The sequence below is a fragment of the Massilia oculi genome (assembly GCF_017582745.1).
GTDB classification, from domain to species: Bacteria; Pseudomonadota; Gammaproteobacteria; order Burkholderiales; family Burkholderiaceae_D; genus Telluria; species Telluria oculi_A.
In genome coordinates, this window is the sequence record NZ_JAFVIM010000008.1 from 116,318 (window position 1) to 136,121 (window position 19,804).

The window sequence follows — 19,804 nt, forward strand, 5'->3', positions numbered from 1 at the left end:
ACGATGTTGCAATGTCAGCGGCAGGCCGCCACTATGGGCCGATCCTTCAGGCCGGCAGAGCCGGGCGTACCTGGCGTTGCTGCGGCTTCGCCACGGCGGCTTCGCCGCTCCCGAGGCGGAAGGTACCGACCACGGCGGACAGCTGCCCGGCCTGCTCGCGCATCGCATCGGCGGCTGCCGCCGCCTGTTCGACCAGGGCGGCGTTCTGCTGGGTTACCCGGTCCATCTCGGCGATGGCGGTGTTGACCTGGTCGATGCCGGCGCTCTGTTCCTCGCTGGCGGCGGCGATCTCGCCCATGATGACGGTCACCTGGCGGATGCCGTCCACGATCTGGCCCATGGTGGCGCCGGCGCGCGCTACCTGCTGGGTGCCTTGCTGGACCTGGCTCACCGAATCGTCGATCAGGCCCTTGATCTCCTTGGCCGCCGCGGCCGAGCGGTGGGCCAGGGTGCGCACTTCCCCGGCGACGACCGCGAAGCCGCGCCCTTGCTCGCCGGCGCGGGCCGCTTCGACCGCCGCATTCAGGGCCAGGATATTGGTCTGGAAGGCGATGCCGTCGATGACGCCGATGATGTCGACGATCCGCTGCGACGAGGCGTCGATGCGGCCCATGGTGCCGACCACCTCGTCGACCATCCTGCCGCCTTCGCCGGCCACGCCGGCCGCGCTGGCCGCCAGGTCGTTGGCGCGGCGCGCGTGCTCGCTGTTCTGGCGCACGGTAGAGGTGAGTTCTTCCATCGAAGCCGCGGTTTCTTCCAGCGAGCCGGCCAGCTGCTCGGTGCGGCTCGACAGGTCCTGGTTGCCGCTGGCGATTTCGCCGGACGCCTGCGCGATCGCCGCGCTGCCGTCGCGCACCTGGCCGACGATCGCCGCCAGGCCAGCGTTCATGCGGCCCAGCGCCTCCATCAGCTGCGCCACCTCGTCGCGGCCTTGCGCGTCGACCCGGCTGCCCAGGTCACCGTCGGCCACGCGCTCGGCCACCTCGACCGCCTGGCGCAGCGGCGCGGTGATCGAACGGGTAATGAACCAGGCAAAGCCGGCGCCAAGGGCGATGGCGGCCACGGAGAGCACCAGCAGGATGATGCGCGTTTCGGCGTAAGAATCCAGGATCGTGGTGCCGACGCCGGCGGTGGCGGCGCTCTGGCGGTTGGCGAATTCTTCCAGCGCAGCCTCGAAGGCGCGGGCGCGCGGCACGAACTGGGCGTTATAGGCCTGTTCGAGGCGGACCGGGTCGCCCGCCAGCTTGGCTTCGAGCACGGCTTCGCGCGCGCCGTCATAGGCGCCGCGCAGTTCCTTGGCGCGGTCCAGGAACACGCGCACCTTCTGGTTGAGCAGGTTGGCGTCGACGTCGGCCTGCAGGGCCTCGGCCTGGCGGATCGTCGCGCGCAGGCGCGGCGTGAGCTGCGCCACCACGCCAGCGTCGCCAGCATGGTAGACGGTGTCGATCATGGCGTCGGTCAGTTCGATCGCCTTGCGCCATTCAGAGGTCGTGAACTGGTTCTTGGTGCTGGTATTGACGAGACGGTAGGTCAGGTCGCCGGCCGTTTGCATGCGGGTGAGGGCGGTAGCGGCCATGGTCAAGAGCAGGACGAGGACGACGGCAAAGGCAAGCCCCAGGCGGGCGCCTATTTTCAGATTCTTCACTGGATATTCTTTCCTGGTTGGCGGCGCGACCGCCAGGCCGCTCGCGAAGGGCGAGGCGGAGGCGGGGCCGATGCATAACAGGCATCAATCGAGATGCGCACACCGATAGTGTATCGCAATAATCAAAGGTTTGTTGCTGCGCAGCAAAAATGCGTGACGAATCGTCACCGTCAGCGCCAGGCGCGCCGAGTCCTACAAGATGCGAGGTCGCCCGCCTATTTGCCGCCGCGGGCTGGGCGGCTAGGATGGGAGGCATATTATTGAACATGAGGAGATCGCCATGTCGACGCAAAACGAAGGCAAGGACGTGAAGGGACGCAGCTGGGACCAGGTCACCGACGGCACCACCAGCGCGGCGACGATGGGCGCCGGATCCACGGGAGAGGTCGGCGCCAGCGCCGAGCGCAAGGATCCGGCCCAGCGCCAGCGCCAGCGCGATGGCGCATTGCAGCAAGGCGGCCAGGGAAGCCAGGCCGGCCGCACCGACGACCTGCTGGCCGGGGGCGCGAACGACGAGCAGTCGGACCGGGGTTTCCAGGGGGGCGGCAACCGCCAGTCGGGTCCCGCAGGGAATATGGACACTGCGCGCCAGAATGAGGCAGGCGCCGCCGATGCCGACGACGACGAGTACGACCAGGGAACCGCCCGACGTCAGCCTTGATCGGCTGGGCGCGCCAGGCGGTACAGCACGTGGCGCGCCAGCCGGTGACCGGGCGCCAGGGCGGGGTGGTCGAAATCTGCTTCGGGGGCGCGCCGCATTCCCAGCCGCTCCATCACCTGGCGCGAACGCAGGTTGTCCGGCACCGTGAACGAGACGATCTCGTCCACGCCCAGCGCCTCGAAGCCGTGGCGCAGGCAGGCCGCCGCGCCCTCGGTGGCATAGCCTTTGCCCCAATGCGCGGCGCCGAGGCGCCAGCCGATGTCGGTACAGGGAGCGAACGGTAGCGTGTCATGGTGCCGCTTGAGGCCGACGAAGCCGGCCAGTTCACCGCTATCCACCACCTCGATCGCCAGGTAGCACATACCGGTGTCGCGCTGCATCGCATTGTGCATCGCCATGAAGCGCTCGACCTGCGCCATGCTCATGGGCCCGGGCAGGAATGCCTGGACGCGCGGGTCCTGGTCCAGCGCGTGGAACGGGGCGACATCGTCGTCGCGCCAGGTGCGCAGCAGCAGTCTTTCGGTACGAATTACGTCCATGGATGGTTCAGGCTGGCCACTTCCACGATGAAGCTGGCAGTCAGCGCCGGACAGTCAAAAGCGCGATGATCTCACCTCGCGCGGCAGGCGGCAAGGACCGCCGCGGGCGCTCCGAACCCTGCACGCATACCGAGACTCGTCGCTTTTTGATAACTCACGGCAAGTTTGTGTCAAAATGTGGCGATGAACCATGAGCTATCCAATACGCCCGCGCTCACGCGCTCGTACCGAGGCCAGTCGCAGGAGCAGCGCCGCGCCGAGCGCCGCAGCCGCCTGATCGCGGGCGCCATCGCCGTCTACGGCGAGCGTGGCTACCACCAGGCGACCGTGAAAGCGGTCTGCGAAGCGGCCGGCCTGACCGAACGATATTTCTACGAGTCTTTCGCCAACAGCGAGGCGCTGCTGATCGATTCCTACAATGCCGTCACCTACGCCGTGCTGGGCGAGATCCTGCGCGCAGGCGAGGCGGCCGGGCGCGGCCGGGTGGCGCGGTCGCGCGCGATGCTGCACGCGTATTTCGCGGCACTGCAGCGCGAACCGCAGTCGGCGCGCGTGTTCCTGGTCGAGATTCGGGGCGTGAGCCGCGCCGTGGACCAGGCTTTCGACGCCTCGCTGCGCGCGATCGGCCGCGAAGTCGCGCGCGTGATGGGGGCCGAGGCGGCCGACGATGAATTGCTGCAGGCGGGGGTGATCGGAGGCGTGATCCACATCGCCCTGCGCTGGATCGAGGATGGCTACCAGCCGCCGATCGAACGCGCGGTCGAGACCGCGCTGCGCCTGGGCACGGCGCTGGCCGCGCCGCCGCGCACGCGCGCCCGACCGGCGTAGGTGAACACCGCCCCGCGCGGGGCGGCAGACATGCTCAGATGTGCAGGGCGTGGCCGAGTGCGCGCAGCGCGGCCTCCTGCACCGCCTCGCCCAGGGTCGGATGGGCGTGGATCGTGCGGGCGACATCTTCCAGTTGGGCGCCCAGCTCGATCGACTGGGTGAAGCCGGCCGCCAGTTCCGACACGCCGACACCGACCGCCTGCCAGCCGAGGATCAGGTGGTTGTCCTTGCGTGCGACCACGCGCACGAAGCCGTCCGTGCCCTCGATCGTCATCGCGCGGCCGTTGGCGCTGAACGGGAAGCTGGCCTGGATGGCGTCGATGCCGGCGGCCTGCGCCTCGGATGGCGACATGCCGGCCACGACGATCTCGGGATCCGTGTAGCACACCGCCGGAATCGCCGCCGGCTGGAACCAGCGGCGCTTGCCTGCGATGATCTCGGCCACCATCTCGCCCTGTGCCATGGCGCGGTGGGCCAGCATCGGCTCGCCGGTGAGGTCGCCGATCGCCCACACATTGCGCATCGAGGTGCGGCATTGCTCGTCGACCTTGATCGCGCGTCCCGCCATGTCGAGCATCAGGTTTTCCAGGCCCCAGCCGGTGGTTGCCGGCTTGCGGCCGACGGCCACCAGCACCTTGTCGGCTTCCAGGTAGGCCTCCACTCCGGAAGCGTCACGCACTTTCACGCGCTCGCCCTCAATTCCCAGTACCGACGTCGCCAGGCGCAACTCGACGCCGAGCCGCTCGAGCGATTTGGCCACCGGCTTGACCAGGTCGGCGTCATAGGCCGGCAGGATGCGCTCCGCCGCTTCGACCACCGTCACCTGGCTGCCCAGCTTGCGGTAGGCCGTGCCCAGCTCCAGCCCGATATAGCCGGCGCCGACCACCACCAGGCGCCGCGGCACGCTGTCCTGGGACAAGGCCTCGGTGGAAGAGATCACCGGACCGCCGAAGGGCATGAACGGCAGCTCGACCGCCTGCGAACCGCTGGCCAGCAGCAGGTGTTCGCAGCGGATGCGCACCGTTTCCTGGCCGTCGGCCTCGACTTCGACGGTCTTGCCGTCCAGGACCCTGGCCCAGCCGTGCACCACCCGCACGCCCTGTTTCTTGAGGAGTAGCCCGACGCCGCCGGTGAGGCGCTTGACGATGCCGTCCTTCCAGGCCACGGTGCGCTCCAGGTCGATCTTCGGCGACTCGACGCTGATGCCGAGCGGCGATTCCTGGGCCGCGTAGGTGGCGGCCTTGTGGTACTCGTCGGCCGCGTGGATCAGCGCCTTCGATGGGATGCAGCCGATGTTCAGGCAGGTGCCGCCGGGATTCGCGCTCTCGACCACGATGGCCGGGATGCCGAGCTGGCCGGCGCGGATGCCGGCCACGTAGCCGCCCGGGCCGCCGCCGACGATGAGCAGTGTCGTATTGATCGTCTCCATCGGCTCACTCCACGAACAGGGTTGCGGGGAATTCGAGGTAGCCGCGGATCGCCTGCACGAACTGGGCCGCCACCATGCCGTCGATCACGCGGTGGTCGAACGAGGACGACAGGTTCATCATCTTGCGCGCGACCATGGCGCCGTCCTTGATCACCGGTCGGTCGACGATGCGGTTGACGCCGACGATGGCGACTTCAGGACGATTGATCACCGGCGTGGTGACGATGCCGCCCAGGGCGCCGAGGCTGGTGATCGTGATGGTGGAGCCGGTGAGTTCCTCGCGCGTGGCCTTGCCGGTGCGTGCGGCGTCGGCCAGTCGGGAAATCTCGGCCGCGCTCGACCACGGGTCGCGCGACTCGGCGTGGCGCACCACCGGCACCATCAGGCCGTTGTCGGTCTGGGCCGCGATGCCGATGTGGGCCGCGTCATAGGTGGTGAGCAGATTGCGTTCGTCGTCGTAGCGCGCGCTCATCATCGGGTAGCTGCGCAGGGCCAGCACGACGGCGCGCATCAGCAGCGGCAGCAGGGTAAGCTTGCCTCTTTCCGCTCCATACCGGGCATTGAGCTGCAGGCGCAGCGCCTCGAGTTCGGTGACGTCGACTTCTTCGACATAGGTGAAGTGCGGGATGTTGCGCTTGGCTTCCTGCATCTTCTCGGCGATCTTGCGGCGCAGGCCGATCACTTGCGTCGCATGCTCGCCATGCTGCTCGGCGTAGCGTTCGTCAAGGCCGCCATTGGCCGCGCCGCCGCGGTGGCCGGCCACGTGGGCATCCAGGTCGGCATGGGTGATGCGGCCGGCCGGGCCGCTGCCGGCCACGAATTGCAGCTCGACGCCCAGGTCCCAGGCGCGCTGGCGCACGGCCGGCGGGGCCAGGGGTTTTTCGCCTTCGGCGCGCAACTGCGGTGCGCCCTTCGACACTGGCGCCGGACGCGCGGCCGGCGCCGGCCTGGAGGCAGCGGCGGGGGCAGAGGTCGGGGCAGAGGCGGGCGCCGATGCTTCATTGGCCGCCACGGCTGCGAGCTGCGGCTCGGCCACTTCCTCGGCCGGCGCGGTGGCGGCGGCCGTCTTGACCGGTTCCTGGCTGGCCCTGGCCGCGCCATTGTCCTTCAGGTTGCCGGCGCCCTCGACTTCGAGGCGGATCAGTTCCGCACCAACGGCCAGCGACTGGCCGATCGCGCCGCCCAGGCTCGTGATGGTGCCCGCGACCGGCGACGGGATCTCCACCGTCGCCTTGTCGGTCATGACGTCGGCCAGCACCTGGTCTTCCTTGACGACGTCGCCCGGCTGGACGTGCCAGGCCACCACTTCGACTTCGGCGATGCCTTCACCGAGGTCTGGCATCTTGATGACGTGAATACCCATTGAATCAACCCTCCATCACGCGTTTCAGGGCCGCGCCGACACGGTCGGGCCCCGGGAAATAAGCCCATTCCTGCGCATGCGGATACGGGGTGTCCCAGCCGGCGACGCGCCCGATCGGCGCTTCCAGCTGATAGAAGCAGTGCTCTTGCACCAGCGCCGCCAGTTCGGCGCCGAAGCCGCTGGTCTGCGTCGCTTCGTGCACGATCACGCAGCGGCCGGTCTTCTTGACCGACTCGACGATGGTGTCGAGGTCGAGCGGCCAGATGCTGCGCAGGTCGATCACCTCGGCGTCGACGCCGGATTCGCGCGCCGCCGCCTCGGCAACCCAGACCATGGTGCCGTAGGCCAGCACGGTGACGTCGTTGCCGGGGCGGACGATGGCCGCCTTGTCGAGGTCGACGGTGTAGTAGCCCGTCGGGACGTCGCCTTTCGGATGGCCGGACCAGGGCACGACCGGACGGTCGTGGTGGCCGTCAAAAGGACCATTGTAAAGACGTTTCGGTTCCAGGAAGATCACCGGATCGTCGTTCTCGATCGAGGCGATCAGGAGGCCCTTGGCGTCGTAGGGGTTGGAGGGCATCACGGTGCGCAGGCCGCACACGTGGGTGAAGAAGGCTTCGGGGCTCTGGCTATGGGTCTGGCCGCCGTAGATGCCGCCGCCGCAGGGCATGCGGATCACCATCGACGACGTAAACTCGCCGGCCGAGCGGTAGCGCAGGCGCGCCGCCTCGGACACGATCTGGTCGGTCGCAGGATAAAAATAGTCGGCGAACTGGATCTCGACCACGGGGCGCAGGCCATAGGCGGCCATGCCGACCGCGGTGCCGACGATGCCGCCTTCCGAGATCGGCGCGTCGAACACGCGCGACTTGCCGTACTTGGCCTGCAGCCCGTCGGTGACGCGGAACACGCCGCCAAAGTAGCCGACGTCCTGGCCATACACCACGACGTTGTTGTCGCGTTCCATCATTACGTCCATGGCCGAGCGCAGGGCCTGGATCATGGTCATCGGCATCGTTGCGATGTCCTTGGGTTGATCGTCTCGTGCCATCCTCATACTCCCAACTGCTGACGCTGACGGCGCAGGTGCTCCGGCATGTCTTTATAAACGTCCTCGAACATGGTCGCGGCGCTCGGCGCGCGCTCGTCGCCCAGGGTGCCGTAGCTTTCGGCTTCCTTCTGCGCGGCCAGCACTTCGGCTTCGAGTTCGGCCTGCACGGCCTCGTGTTCGGCATCCGACCACCAGCCCAGGTTCGTCAGGTACTGGCGCAGGCGCGCGATCGGGTCGCCCAGCGGGAAGCGGGCATAGTCGTCGGCCGGGCGGTAGCGCGAAGGATCGTCCGAGGTCGAGTGCGGGCCGGCGCGGTAGGTGACCCATTCGATCAGGGTCGGACCCAGGTTGCTGCGCGCCCTTTCGGCGGCCCAGCGCGAGGCCGACAGCACGGCCAGGAAGTCATTGCCGTCCACGCGCAGCGAGGCGATGCCGCTGCCGATGCCGCGGGTGGCGAAGGTGACGCTCTCGCCGCCGGCGATCGCCTGGAAGCTCGAGATCGCCCACTGGTTGTTGACCACGTTGAGGATGACCGGCGCACGGTACACATGGGCAAAGGTGAGGGCGGTCGAGAAATCGGATTCCGCGGTGGCGCCGTCGCCGATCCAGGCCGACGCGATCTTCGTGTCGCCCTTGATCGCGGAGGCCATGGCCCAGCCCACGGCTTGCGGGTACTGGGTGGCGAGGTTGCCGGAAATGGTGAAGAAGCCGGCCTCGCGCACCGAGTACATCACCGGCAGCTGGCGGCCCTTGAGCGGATCGCGCTCATTGGACAGCAGCTGGCAGATCATGTCGACCAGGGGCACCTGGCGCGCCATCAGCAGGCTTTGCTGGCGGTAAGTCGGGAAATTCATGTCGCCGTCCTGCAGCGCGAGGGCATGGGCGGTGCCGATTGCCTCCTCGCCGAGCGAGATCATGTAGAACGACATCTTCTTCTGGCGCTGGGCGATCACCATGCGCGCGTCGAAGATGCGGGTCTTCATCATCGTGCGCAGGCCGAAGCGCAGCAGCTCGCGGTCGGGCTCCTCGGCCCAGGGGCCGACGGCATTGCCGTGCTCGTCGAGCACGCGGATCAGTTGTTGGGCGATGTCGCTTGTCTCCAATGGAGCGACATCGATCGGTGGACGCCGGACCGAACCGGCAGCGCTCACCTGGAGGAACGAAAAATCGGTCTTGCAGCCCGGGCGGCCGGTAGGCTCCGGTACGTGCAGCGACAGAGGATTGCTCTGGCTCATATATATGCTTTCCCTTTTGAGGTGTTTTGCAGCAAGAGGCATCATAGACCTTTAGTTGACGTTTACGTCAACTGCGCGAAACTATTTTCATATTGCTGTGCAGCATAGACGGCCGGCGCGTCTCGCTCGCTTCCCGGCATTCGGGGCAGGACGGCTGGATTGGCGCACTCGCAGCATTTCATGCGCCATGGGTGCGCCGCACATCGCGGACCCAATGCGGACGATAGGGCATCGGGGCAGCACGGTCCTTGGGCCGGGCTAAGCGAACGCGCGGATGGGGACGTCCAGACGGTGTTTGCCTGCATTCGTCGCACGATAATGCGTTTTGTCGCAAACATCTGGCAGTCCATCTGACCGCGCGCTAGGATTGCTTCCAGTAATGATGAGTTATCTGGCAATGTTTCGGAGCGCTTCATGCATCGAGGTTCATGGTCTTTTCTTTCCCTGGCTCGCCCGGCGCTGGCGGCGCTCTCCCTCATTTGCGCGTCGGCGGCGGCTGCGGACGGCGTTCCGGGGCATATCACGGCGGCTGAATTCGGCGGAGATGTCGCCTTCGTTCGCGCCATGATTGCCCGCATGCATCCGGATCCCGCGTTTTCGACCGACACGTCCGCCGTGCACCTCGCCCTGGACCGGATGGCGCAAGGTTTGCCGCCCACGCTCACGCGCGACGAGGCATGGCGGCGCCTGGCATCGCTCAATCCGCTGCTGGCCGACGGTCACTTCTTTATCGGCTTCCCCGATTGGCGCAAGGAGACGCGTGCCTGGCTGGCGGACGGCGGCAGCCTGTTTCCGCTCGAGGTGAACGTCGCTCCGGATGGCGCCCTGTATCGGTTCGACGGGACCGACGCGGGGCCGGTCCGCCTCGTCTCCGTCAATGGCGTGGGCGCCGGGGAACTCGTGTCCACCCTGTCGTCCATGGTGCACGGCGATACGCCGCGCTTCCGGGCGAACCTGCTGGGACAGCGCTGGTGGTTGTACTACTGGAAGACGTTCGGCGCACCCGAGACCTACGAACTGGTGCTGGAAGAGGAGGGCGTGCGGCGCACCGTCACCATGCCAGGACGACGGACGCTGCCGCGCGTCCTGGAACAGGAAGCAGGGCAGCCATTCGATCTCGCCATCGGCCGCGACGGCCGCGCGGTGCTGACGGTCGACAGCTTCAGCCTGGCCGATCCCGCGCCATTCCTGGCGTTTACGCACGACGCCTTTGCCCGGCTGCGTGAGCAGGGCGCGACCAGCCTGGTAGTCGACGTCAGCAGGAACGGTGGCGGTGACGACGCGGTGTGGCTGGACGGCCTGATGCCGTATCTGGCCACGCAACCCTACCGGACCGGCTCGACCTTCCGCGGGCTGGCGCGCGCCCCGGCGGGCGCCCCCGCCAAGCCGATGCATGGCGAGATCGGAACCTGGCGCCAACCCCAGCTGGACAATCCCCTGCGTTTCCACGGCAAGGTCGAGGTCCGGATCGGGCCGGCGACCTACTCGTCGGCCATCCTGTTCGCCAATGTGATGCGCGATTTCGGCTTCGCCACGCTGGCAGGCGCCGGCGGGGCCGCCCGCCAGACCCAGTCCGGCGGCGTGCGCGACGCCAGGCTGCCGCATTCGGGCCTCGTGATCACCTTACCTCGCTTCATCCTGGATCCGCCGGCCGGGGGCAGGCCTGGCGCACTGCTCGAGACGACAGTCAACACGGAGCGTCATTCCCGGGTAAGCAGTCGATAGAAGGTCGATGCAATGATCGAAAGGATCGCGACAATCCCGATATATCCCGACCACATCATGAACTTGCCTTCCCAGTGCCCTCCTTGGCCAGCTGCGAATAGTAGGCCCAGGCATTACCGTGCGGATAGGCGTTCTTCTTCCTGTGCTTGTAATCGATGATCGCGTTGGGAATGGCGAGCACCAGGAAGATCACTGCATAGACGATCTTCACAATGTCCATTAGCGCCCGGCCTCATTCGTCGCGGCGTGAGATGCCCGCGCCGCCGCCCGCCGCTGACGCAGCCAGTAGCCACAGCCCAGCACGGCCACCCACACCGGGATCAGGAATACCGAGATGCGTAGCCCCGGAGTCAGCAGCATCACGATCAGGAGCAGCGCGACGAAACCCAGGCACAGGTAGTTCGACAGCGGGAACCACGGACTGCGAAAGCTCGCCCGTTCGCCCAGGCTGTCCTTGTGGCGGCGGAAGCGCAGGTGGCTCCACGAGATCATCGCCCAGTTGAGCACCAGGGCGGCCGTGGCGAGGGTCATGACCATGCCCAGCGCCTCGCGCGGCAGGAAGTAGTTGATCAGGATCGCCGAACCCGTAGCCACCGCCGACACGCCCAGCGCCACCAGCGGCACGCCGCGCCGGTTGGTGTACTTCAGCGAGGCCGGCGCATTGCCCTGTTCGGCCAGGCCGAACAGCATGCGGCTGTTGGCATAGACGCAGCCGTTGTACACCGACAGCGCGGCGGTCAGCACGACCAGGTTGAGGACGTTGGCGACCCAGCCGCTGTCCAGCGCCTGGAAGATCAGCACGAAGGGGCTACCGCCGGTGACGACCTTTTGCCACGGATACAGCATCAGGAGCACGGCCAGCGCGCCGATGTAGAAGATCAGGATCCGGTACAGGGCGTTGTTGGTGGCGCGCGGGATCGTGCGCGCCGGGTCGTCCGCCTCGGCGGCGGTGATGCCGATCAGTTCCAGGCCGCCGAACGAGAACATGATCACCGCCATCGCCATCGCGAGGCCGGACACGCCGTGCGGGAAGAAACCGCCGTGCTGCCACAGATTGGCCACGCCTGCCTCGGGGCCGGCGCCGCCGCCCACCAGCAGGTAGACGCCGAACACGATCATGCCGACCACCGCGACCACCTTGATCACGGCGAACCAGAATTCCATCTCGCCGAAGGCCTTCACGTTGAGCAGGCTGATACAGTTGACCAGCACGAAGAAGCCCAGGGCCGAGACCCAGGTCGGCAGGTCGGGGAACCAGTACTGCATGTAGATGCCGAGGGCGGTCAGCTCCGCCAGGCTGACCAGGATGTACATCACCCAGTAGTTCCAGCCCGAGACGAAGCCGGCCCAGCGTCCGCAGTACTTGTCGGCGAAGTGGCTGAAGGAGCCGGCCACCGGCTCGTCGACGATCATCTCGCCGAGCTGGCGCATGATCAGGAAGGCGACCGCGCCGGCGATCGCGTAGCCCAGCAGCACCGATGGTCCTGCCATCTGGATGGTGGAAGCGATGCCGAGGAACAGGCCGGTGCCGATGGCGCCCCCGAGGGCGATCAGCTGGATGTGGCGGTTCTTCAGCCCGCGCTTGAGTTCGTTGTGCCCGTCGGCCATGGTCCGTCTCTTGGTCTTGCCAGAAAGACAGGGATTTTACTTGATCCTTTGGGCCAGGCAAACCTGGGCGCTGTTCGCGTTATTTCTGCGAACCTTCCTGGCCCAGCCCGGTCTCAGTACTGTCGAGTCATCCGAAAGAGGCGGCCATGGCTATTTTGGATTTCGGTACATTGTTTGCCGCCTTGCGCGGCACCCCGCTGGACCATCGAGAACGCTCACAGCTGCGCACCTGGCTGGCCACGGTCGACGATGCAGCCGACGCTACGGCCAATTGCATCGCGCTCATTGAACAGGCGGTCGTCGGAAAATGCTGCCCCCGCTGCGGCGGTGCACGTTTTCACCGCTGTGGGCGTGCCAGCGGCCTGCAGCGCTGGCGCTGCCTGGCTTGCGGGCGCAGCTATAACGCCCTGAGTGGGACACCGCTGGCACACCTGCGCAAGAAAGAACATTGGCTCGATTACCTGCAGTGCCTGCTGGATTCGCGTACCGTGCGCGCCAGCGCCGGCGCCGTCCAGGTGCACCGCACCACCAGTTTTCGCTGGCGGCACCGGATGGTGGCCGGGTTCACGCACGAGCGAGCGGCGCGCCTGGCGGGCATGGTCGAAGCGGACGAAACCTATCTTCTGGAATCGCAAAAGGGGGCGCGCCAGCTGACACGGCCGGCGCGGCGGCGGGGTGGCGTGGCCAGCCACCGGGGAATCGGCCGCGACCACGACTGCCTGCTGGTGGCTTGCGAGCGCGGCGGCGCAGCGCTGGATTTCCACTGCGGGCGCGGGCCGGTCACGGGCGCCGAGCTCGATCGGTGCCTGGGGCCGGCGCTGGCGCCGGACTCGCTCCTGATCAGCGACGGCGCCATCGTTTATCGCGGGTTCGCCAGGCGCCATGGCATCGCCCACGAAGCCATCAACCTGCGCGCCGGCGAACGGGCGCGCGGCGCGGTCCACCTGAACCATGTAAATGGCTGGCACAGCCGCTTCAAGCGCTGGCTGGTGCATTTTCATGGAATCGCCAGCCGTTATCTGATCCGCTACTCGGGCTGGAGGCGGGTGCTTGACGCGGGCAGTTTAGTTACGCCGAGTCAACTGCTGGTGGCAGCAGTAAAAGCAGACTGATCCGAGCCGTGTGCCGAAATAACGCGAACAGCGCCCAAACCTGCGCCGCCAACTACGGCCTCGGGCTATGCTGGCGGCAACGGCATGTCGCCGACCACCATAGAGGAGAAATGATGCGCAAGATGATCATGATGGCCTTGGCGGGCCTGATCTGGAAACAGTTTCAAACGAAGGTCATGAAGCGCCCGCCGGCGCCCAAGCGCACCTGGCGCTACTGATGCATTACACGCTGTGCGGCAGGCCGAGATTGCGGTTTGCCGGCACGGCGACATCCATCATCCGTGGGCGCGGCAGGTCGAGCGCGGCCATCAGGGCGATGAAATCCTCGCGGCTGCGGTTGGCCAGGCGCGCATTGTGGCGCCGCTCCCAGCCGATGGTCGATACCGACTGGCCCTTGTAGTCGTGGCCGGGCCATACCCGCACATGGTCGTCCAGGACGAACAGCTTGCGGGTGACGCTGTCGTACAGGCTCTCCGAACTTCCGCTCTGGAAGTCGGTGCGGCCGCAGCCGTCGATCAGCAGGGTATCGCCGGTAAACAGGTTGCCGCGCCACAGATAACACATGCTGCCGGCCGTGTGGCCGGGCGTGTGGATCACCGCGATGTGCTCGTGCAGCCCGAAGCGGATCTGGTCGCCGTCCTGCAGCTGCACTTCGGCCGGCGGGATGTCGCAGCCGCTCGGCACGCAGGCCTTGGCCCCCGTATGCTCGCGCAGGCGGCCGGCCGAGGTCACGTGGTCGGCATGGGCGTGGGTTTCCAGCACGTGGGTCAGGCGCAGGCCGAGGCGCTCGATATGCGCCAGGTCGCGCGTGAAATGGCGGTCGACCGGGTCGATGATCACGGCGTCATAGCTGCCCGGCGCGGCCAGGATATAAGTAAACGTCGACGATTCGGCGTCGAACAGCTGGATCGGATTGACTTGCATAGACATCTCCTCGGTTGCCGCGATGTTTTACCACAAGTCGCTCGTGGCGGGTAGCCGGCTCATGGCCGCAGGCTCGCCAGCTTGTCCTTTAGCGTCGCTTCCGACAGCTCGCCGACGTGACGCAGCCGCAGCTTGCCTTCGGCGTCGTAGAACAGGGTGGTCGGATAGCCGGCGGCGCCGGTGCGCGCCGCGAGCTGGCCGGCCGGATCGATCACGACGTTCTGCAGGCGCAGCTGCTGGGTAGCCAGGAAGCGCCGCACCACCGTGCCCGATTCGCCCTGGTTCACGAACACGAAGCCGATGTCCGGGTTGGCCGCCTGCGCCGCCTGCATGGCGGGCATCTCGCGCCGGCAGGGCGGACACCAGGTGGCCCATAGATTGACCACCAGCGGCCTGCCGCCCAGGCTGCGGAGCAGCACCTCGCTGCCGTCGAGCTGGCGCACCACCAGGTCGGGCAGGGGCGGCCGCGGCGGCGCCAGCGCCTGTGCGGCCAGCAGGCCGCCGATCCAGACCGCGCCGCCGGCCAGCACGCTGGCCAGCAGCGGGCGGCGCAGCTCGGCGCGGCGCCGGGTCAGTTCGGCGCCGATCACGCAGGCGACGACCAGGCCGGCCACCGGTTCGAAGCCGCCGTCGCGGATGTCCAGCGCGCTCCATGGCGCCTTGACGTAGATATCGTGGTGCTTGAGCACGAACACGGCGCGCGCGGCGACGAAGCCCGCCACGATCATCCGCCACAGCACCGTGCCGGCGTCGAAGCCGCGCCGGCGGCGCAGCCAGTCGGCCGTGGTGGTCGCCGCCAGCAGGGCGAGCACGACCAGCACGGCCGACAGCGGAATGATGAGGGGGCCAAGCCTGACGACGTCCATGCCGATCCTTGTGCTATCCAAAAGCGCAAGTATACGTGCTCGCCGGGCGCGGCGCGCTAGGCGATGTTCAGGCCGCCGTCGACCGCGAACACCTGGCCGGTGATCCACCCGCCCATCGGGCCGGCCAGGGCCACGATCGCGGCAGCGACGTCGGCGGGCTCGCCGCGCCGGCCCAGCGGAATGCGCGCCGCTTCATCGGCCTTCACGGCCTGGATCTGCTCCGGCGTGAGTCCCATCCGCTCGGCCAGGAAGTCGGTCTCTGTCGGTCCGGCGGCGATCGCGTTGACGCGGATGCCGCGCGGCGCCAGTTCGAGGGCCCAGCAGCGCGTCAGGTGTTCCACCGCGGCCTTGCTGGCGCCGTAGTGGGACAGCAGCGCGCCGGCCTTGTGGCCGAAGGTGGACGACAGGTTGAGGATGACGCCCCGCGACGCCTCCAGGTGCGGCAGCGCGGCGCGCGCCAGCAGCGACGGGCCGATGACGTTGACCTCGAAGATGTCGCGGACCTGCGCGGCATCTGCGTCTGCCAGGGGCAGGATGGCGCCGGCCCCGGCATTGTTGACCAGGACGTCGAGGCGGCCATGGCGTTCGATGACGGCGGCGATCGTGCGCGGCGCGTCCTCGGCCTTGCCGGCGTCCGCGACCACATAGCCGATGCCTGGGTGTTCGGCGGCGAGGGCCTGGAGCGGCGCCTCGCGCCGGCCGGTGACGACGACGCGCGCGCCGCCCTGTGCAAATTGAAGCGCCGCGGCGCGGCCGATGCCGGCGGCGCCGCCCGTGATCAAGACGACGATATCCTTCTTGTGCTGCATGGTGCTCTCCTGCTGTGTTGGATGCGTGACCGCCCACGATCGTTCGTGGACCTCACATCCATCCAGACGAGCCAGGAGCCGCTGGCGTGACATCGCGGCGCCGGCCTCTCTCCTCGGAAAGAGGGAAGATCAGGCCTGCTCGGCGACCGGCTGCGGCGCGGGCAAGCGGTCCACCAGAATGCGGTCGATGCGGTTGCCGTCCATGTCGACCACCTCGATCCGGTAGCCGCCCCATTCGAAGAATTCGGAGGTCTTGGGAATGTAGCCGAACTGGTACAGCACGAAGCCGGCCAGCGTGTGGTACGCCCCGGTTCCTTCGTCCGGGAAGCGCACGTCGGTATTCATCAGGTCGCGGAAGCGGTCGAGGTCCACGCCGCCGTCGAGCAGCCAGCTGCCGTCCTGGCGCTGGACCGCGTCCGGATCGTTCTCCTCGCCGATCACGGTGACGTCGCCCACCAGGGCGCTCATCACGTCGGACAGGGTGACCATGCCCTGGATGTCGCCGTACTCGTCGACGATCAGGGCCAGCTCGGCGCGGTTCTTCTTGAACAGCTCGAGCAGCACCATGGCGCTCACGGTCTCGGGCACGAACAGGATATCGGAGACCGCATGCGCGATATTGACCGCCTCCAGCGAGCCATGGCGCACCGACTGCGCCAGCAGGTCGCGCACCTTCACATAGCCCAGGATCTGGGCCCGATCGCCGCGGTACACGGGGAAGCGGCTGTAGGTGTGGCAGCTGATGAGCTCCAGGATGTCGCGCCGCTCGGCGTCGAGGTCGATCATGACCAGGTCGACCCGCGGCGTCATGAGGGCCTTCAGGTGGCGGTCGTCCAGGCGCAGCGCGCGCGAGACGATGTCGTACTCGGTCTTCTCGAACAGGCCGGCGTCGGTGCCTTCCTTGAACATGCCGGCGATGTCTTCCTCGGTCGGCGCATCTTCCTTGGCGTCGTGGATGCCGAACAGCCGCACGATCGCCTCGGTGGTCAGCGACAGCACCTTGACGAACGGCGACATGATCACCGACAGCATGTTCAGCGGCGGGGCAATGAGGGTCGCCATCGTCTCCGGATGGCGCATCGCGATGCGCTTGGGCACCAGCTCGCCCAGGATGATCGAGGCAAAGGTGATGCTCAGCACCACGACGAACAGCGCGATTTCGTAGGCGTAGGGCGCCAGGAAGCCGACGGTCTCGATCTGCGGCGCCAGGCGCGACACCAGCGAGGCTTCGCCGAAGGCGCCGGTGAAGATACCGATCAGGGTGATGCCCACCTGGACCGTGGACAGGAAATGACTGGGATTGTCGGCCAGCGCGATGGCGGTGCGGGCGCCGCGGCTGCCTTCTTCGGCGCGCCGTTCCAGGCGCATGCGCTTGGCGGAGACGAGCGCGAGTTCGCTCATCGCGAACACCCCGTTCAAGAGGATCAGAACGAGGATGATCAATATGTCTGACATGCTGGGCTCTTGCCCCATGACCGGTCGTGCCGGGCCGTGGCCGGGCAGGCCACCATGGCCTGCCCGCGAATCATGGCATAAATGACAAAATCCGGGAATACCGCAGCGTGCGCTGCGTGCCGACTACCTTATTACGGCTCGAGCCGGAAGTGCTTGCGGATGCCGGCCCAGCACTGCTGGTAATCGCCCTGCAGCTGGGGCGAGGCCAGCGCCTGCGCGGTCGGCACGAGCGCGGCGCGGGTCTCGAACATGAAGGCCATGGTGTCGCCCACCTTGTGCGGGCGGCTGGTATCAAGGCTGCTCGCCTTGTCGAAGGTGGCGGCGTCCGGGCCGTGTCCGCTCATGCAGTTGTGGATGCTGGCGCCGCCCGGCACGAAGCCCTCGGCCTTGGCGTCGTAGGCGCCGTGGATCAGGCCCATGAATTCGCTGGCCACGTTGCGGTGGAACCAGGGCGGGCGGAAGGTGTCCTCGGCCGCCAGCCAGCGCGGCGGGAAGATCACGAAGTCGATCGTGTCCACGCCCGGCGTGTCCGACGGCGACTGCAGCACCAGGAAAATCGACGGATCCGGGTGGTCGTAGCTGATCGAGCCGATCGTATTGAAATGGCGCAGGTCGTATTTATAGGGCACGTAGTTGCCGTGCCAGGCCACGACGTCCAGCGGCGAGTGGCCGATCGGGGCGCGCCACAGGCGGCCGCCGAACTTGGTCACCAGCTCGAATTCGCCTTCCAGGTCTTCGTAGCGCGCCGTCGGCGTGAGGAAATCGCGCGGATTGGCCAGGCCGTTGGAACCGAGCGGACCCAGGTCGGGCAGTCGCAGCAAGGCGCCGAAGTTCTCGCAGATATAGCCGCGCGCCTCGCCGTCGGGCAGCATCACCTGGAAGCGCAGGCCGCGCGGGATTACGGCGATTTCCTGCGGTTCCACCTCGAGCAGGCCCAGTTCGGTCGCGATCGACAGGCGACCGAGCTGCGGCACGATCAGGAGTTCGCCGTCCGAATCATAGAAATAACGGCCATCCATCGGGCGGTTGGCCGCGTACATATGGATGGCGCAGCCGCTCATTGCCTCGGCAGAGCCGTTGCCGGCCATCGTCACCCAGCCGTCGATGAAGTCGGTCGGCGCATCCGGCATCGGCAGCGGGCTCCAGCGCAGCTGGTTCGGCGGGGCAGGGGTGTCGAAGCGGCCCACCAGGCGCGGGGCGTCCAGCGGCGCGAAGCTGCCGTGCACGGCTGCCGGACGGATGCGGTACAGCCACGAGCGCCGGTTATGGCCGCGCGGGGCGGTGAAGGCGGTGCCGGACAGCTGCTCGGCATACAGGCCATAGGCCACGCGTTGCGGCGAATTGCGGTGCTTCGGCAGGGCGCCGGGCAGGGCTTCGGTGGCGAACTCATTGCCGAAACCGCTCATATAGGCTGACGGATGGCCGGGCTCGTGGCTCATGGGGTCTCCTGGACGGTAGATAGTATCTTTGATGGCGCCACTCTAGAATAATCCGCCATGTTTTACGAGATGAATAGAAAAATGTAGACTATTCATATCATAAATATTGCTGTTCGGGCGACCGTCTGGGCGTGGACAATGCGTTTCTATTGCCGGCCAGGCCGGCAGCCCGGGAAATCCATGATCGAAGCACACGATATCGACCTCAACCTGCTGTCCGTCTTCCAGGAGGTATACAGGGAACGCCAGATCTCGTCGGCCGCACGGCGCCTGGGGCTGTCGCAGTCGGCCGTCAGCAATGCGCTCGCGCGGCTGCGGCGCAGTTTCGGCGACGAGCTGTTCGTGCGCACCGCCAGCGGCATGCAGCCGACCCCGCTGGCGAGCCAGATGGCCGAGCCGATCGGGGCCGCGATGGCGCAGGTGGCGCTGGCGCTGAACCAGCGCAGCCGCTTCGAGCAGGCCACCAGCAACCGGCGCTTCATGCTGGCCATGACCGACGTCGGCGAAGTGTATTTCATGCCCACCCTGATCGAGCGCTGCCGCCAGCTGGCGCCCAACGTCGAGATCAGCTCGGTGCGGGTGGGAATGGTGTCGCTCAAGGAGGAGATGGAAGGCGGCCGGGTCGACCTGGCGGTGGGGCCGTTCGAGGACGTCTCCGAGGCGCTGTACCAGCGCCACCTGTTTCGCCAGCCGTTCGTGGCGATGTTCCGCAAGGGGCACCCGCTGGCGCGCGGCGAGCTGACCCTGGCGCGCTTCGCGCAAGCCGAGCATCTGCTGGTCGATGCCGCCGACAGTCCCTACGACCGGGTGAACGCGGCGCTGGCCAGGGCCGGGATCGGGCAGGCGACGCGCTTTCGGGTGCCGCATTTCACCGCGGTGCCGTATATCGTGAGCACCAGCGACCTGGTCGTGACGGTGCCGCAAAAGCTGGCCGAGCGCGCGGCCGCGCCGTTCGGGCTCGAATGGGCGACGCCGCCGCTCGACCTGCCGCCGCTGCAAACGAATATTTTCTGGCACCGCCGCTTCAACCAGGATCCGGGCAACCAGTGGTTGCGGGGTCTCCTGGCCGACGTGTTCGCGGAAACGTGAGTCAACAACAATGCTTAACTAAAGGA

18 protein-coding genes are annotated in these 19,804 nt (G+C 67.3%); 5 read left to right on the forward strand and 13 right to left on the reverse strand.

The genetic code is table 11. From position 1 onward, the window contains the following. Positions 1-46 precede the first annotated feature (46 nt). A complete protein-coding gene (locus J3U95_RS11705; RefSeq protein ID WP_208278770.1) occupies positions 47-1,645 on the reverse strand; it encodes a methyl-accepting chemotaxis protein in 1,599 nt (532 codons plus the stop codon). A gap of 280 nt (positions 1,646-1,925) precedes the next feature. Here J3U95_RS11705 and J3U95_RS11710 point away from each other — a divergent pair, with 280 nt between their 5' ends. Continuing rightward, positions 1,926-2,306, forward strand: coding sequence for a hypothetical protein (locus tag J3U95_RS11710; RefSeq protein ID WP_208278771.1), 381 nt, complete (start codon positions 1,926-1,928; stop codon positions 2,304-2,306). Here the strand turns inward: J3U95_RS11710 and J3U95_RS11715 are convergent. Beyond that, on the reverse strand, positions 2,297-2,845 hold the full coding sequence (locus J3U95_RS11715) for a GNAT family N-acetyltransferase (RefSeq protein ID WP_208278772.1): 549 nt from the start codon (positions 2,843-2,845) through the stop codon (positions 2,297-2,299). The genes J3U95_RS11710 and J3U95_RS11715 overlap by 10 nt on opposite strands. A gap of 183 nt (positions 2,846-3,028) precedes the next feature. Here J3U95_RS11715 and J3U95_RS11720 point away from each other — a divergent pair, with 183 nt between their 5' ends. Then, complete coding sequence (locus J3U95_RS11720; RefSeq protein ID WP_208278773.1) at positions 3,029-3,673, forward strand: TetR/AcrR family transcriptional regulator; 645 nt, start codon at positions 3,029-3,031, stop codon at positions 3,671-3,673. Positions 3,674-3,707: 34 nt separating this feature from the next. On the opposite strand, the gene lpdA is transcribed toward J3U95_RS11720, so the two are convergent. From lpdA to J3U95_RS11740, 4 genes are read right to left on the reverse strand one after another with little or no spacing between them, the layout of a single operon-like run. Continuing rightward, positions 3,708-5,102, reverse strand: coding sequence for a dihydrolipoyl dehydrogenase (gene lpdA / locus J3U95_RS11725; protein WP_208278774.1), 1,395 nt, complete (start codon positions 5,100-5,102; stop codon positions 3,708-3,710). Between the two features lie 4 nt (positions 5,103-5,106). After that, positions 5,107-6,465 carry a dihydrolipoamide acetyltransferase family protein gene (locus J3U95_RS11730; protein WP_208278775.1) on the reverse strand — a complete coding sequence of 453 codons (1,359 nt, stop codon included), beginning with the start codon at positions 6,463-6,465 and terminating at the stop codon, positions 5,107-5,109. A 4-nt stretch (positions 6,466-6,469) separates the two neighbouring features. Then, a complete protein-coding gene (locus tag J3U95_RS11735) occupies positions 6,470-7,480 on the reverse strand; it encodes an alpha-ketoacid dehydrogenase subunit beta (protein ID WP_208278857.1) in 1,011 nt (336 codons plus the stop codon). 38 nt (positions 7,481-7,518) lie between these two features. Next, on the reverse strand, positions 7,519-8,751 hold the full coding sequence (locus tag J3U95_RS11740) for a 3-methyl-2-oxobutanoate dehydrogenase (2-methylpropanoyl-transferring) subunit alpha (protein WP_208278776.1): 1,233 nt from the start codon (positions 8,749-8,751) through the stop codon (positions 7,519-7,521). A gap of 414 nt (positions 8,752-9,165) precedes the next feature. On the opposite strand from J3U95_RS11740, the gene J3U95_RS11745 reads away from it, so the two are divergent. Beyond that, complete coding sequence (locus J3U95_RS11745; RefSeq protein ID WP_208278777.1) at positions 9,166-10,476, forward strand: S41 family peptidase; 1,311 nt, start codon at positions 9,166-9,168, stop codon at positions 10,474-10,476. Between the two features lie 55 nt (positions 10,477-10,531). On the opposite strand, the gene J3U95_RS11750 is transcribed toward J3U95_RS11745, so the two are convergent. Further along, positions 10,532-10,696, reverse strand: coding sequence for a hypothetical protein (locus J3U95_RS11750; protein WP_208278778.1), 165 nt, complete (start codon positions 10,694-10,696; stop codon positions 10,532-10,534). Continuing rightward, a complete protein-coding gene (locus J3U95_RS11755; protein WP_208278779.1) occupies positions 10,696-12,084 on the reverse strand; it encodes an amino acid permease in 1,389 nt (462 codons plus the stop codon). The genes J3U95_RS11750 and J3U95_RS11755 overlap by 1 nt, the downstream gene beginning before the upstream one ends. Before the next feature lie 155 nt (positions 12,085-12,239). Here J3U95_RS11755 and J3U95_RS11760 point away from each other — a divergent pair, with 155 nt between their 5' ends. Further along, positions 12,240-13,196, forward strand: a complete 957-nt coding sequence (locus tag J3U95_RS11760; RefSeq protein ID WP_370662065.1) for an IS1595 family transposase — start codon at positions 12,240-12,242, stop codon at positions 13,194-13,196. A 222-nt stretch (positions 13,197-13,418) separates the two neighbouring features. On the opposite strand, the gene J3U95_RS11765 is transcribed toward J3U95_RS11760, so the two are convergent. The 5 genes from J3U95_RS11765 to hmgA form a co-directional block, all read right to left on the reverse strand. Continuing rightward, the gene (locus J3U95_RS11765) at positions 13,419-14,120 is read right to left on the reverse strand and encodes an MBL fold metallo-hydrolase (protein WP_208278781.1); all 702 of its coding nucleotides are present in this window, start codon (positions 14,118-14,120) and stop codon (positions 13,419-13,421) included. Between the two features lie 59 nt (positions 14,121-14,179). Beyond that, a complete protein-coding gene (locus tag J3U95_RS11770; protein WP_208278782.1) occupies positions 14,180-14,986 on the reverse strand; it encodes a TlpA disulfide reductase family protein in 807 nt (268 codons plus the stop codon). 56 nt (positions 14,987-15,042) lie between these two features. Then, complete coding sequence (locus tag J3U95_RS11775) at positions 15,043-15,795, reverse strand: SDR family NAD(P)-dependent oxidoreductase (RefSeq protein WP_208278783.1); 753 nt, start codon at positions 15,793-15,795, stop codon at positions 15,043-15,045. Positions 15,796-15,924: 129 nt separating this feature from the next. Then, positions 15,925-17,250, reverse strand: coding sequence for a hemolysin family protein (locus J3U95_RS11780; RefSeq protein WP_208278784.1), 1,326 nt, complete (start codon positions 17,248-17,250; stop codon positions 15,925-15,927). A 131-nt stretch (positions 17,251-17,381) separates the two neighbouring features. Further along, positions 17,382-18,689 (reverse strand): homogentisate 1,2-dioxygenase, encoded by a 1,308-nt coding sequence (gene hmgA / locus J3U95_RS11785; protein ID WP_208278785.1) that lies wholly within the window; start codon positions 18,687-18,689, stop codon positions 17,382-17,384. Between the two features lie 180 nt (positions 18,690-18,869). On the opposite strand from hmgA, the gene J3U95_RS11790 reads away from it, so the two are divergent. Beyond that, entirely contained in the window at positions 18,870-19,778 is a 909-nt protein-coding gene (locus J3U95_RS11790; protein WP_208278786.1) for a LysR family transcriptional regulator, read from the forward strand. Positions 19,779-19,804: the final 26 nt, after the last annotated feature.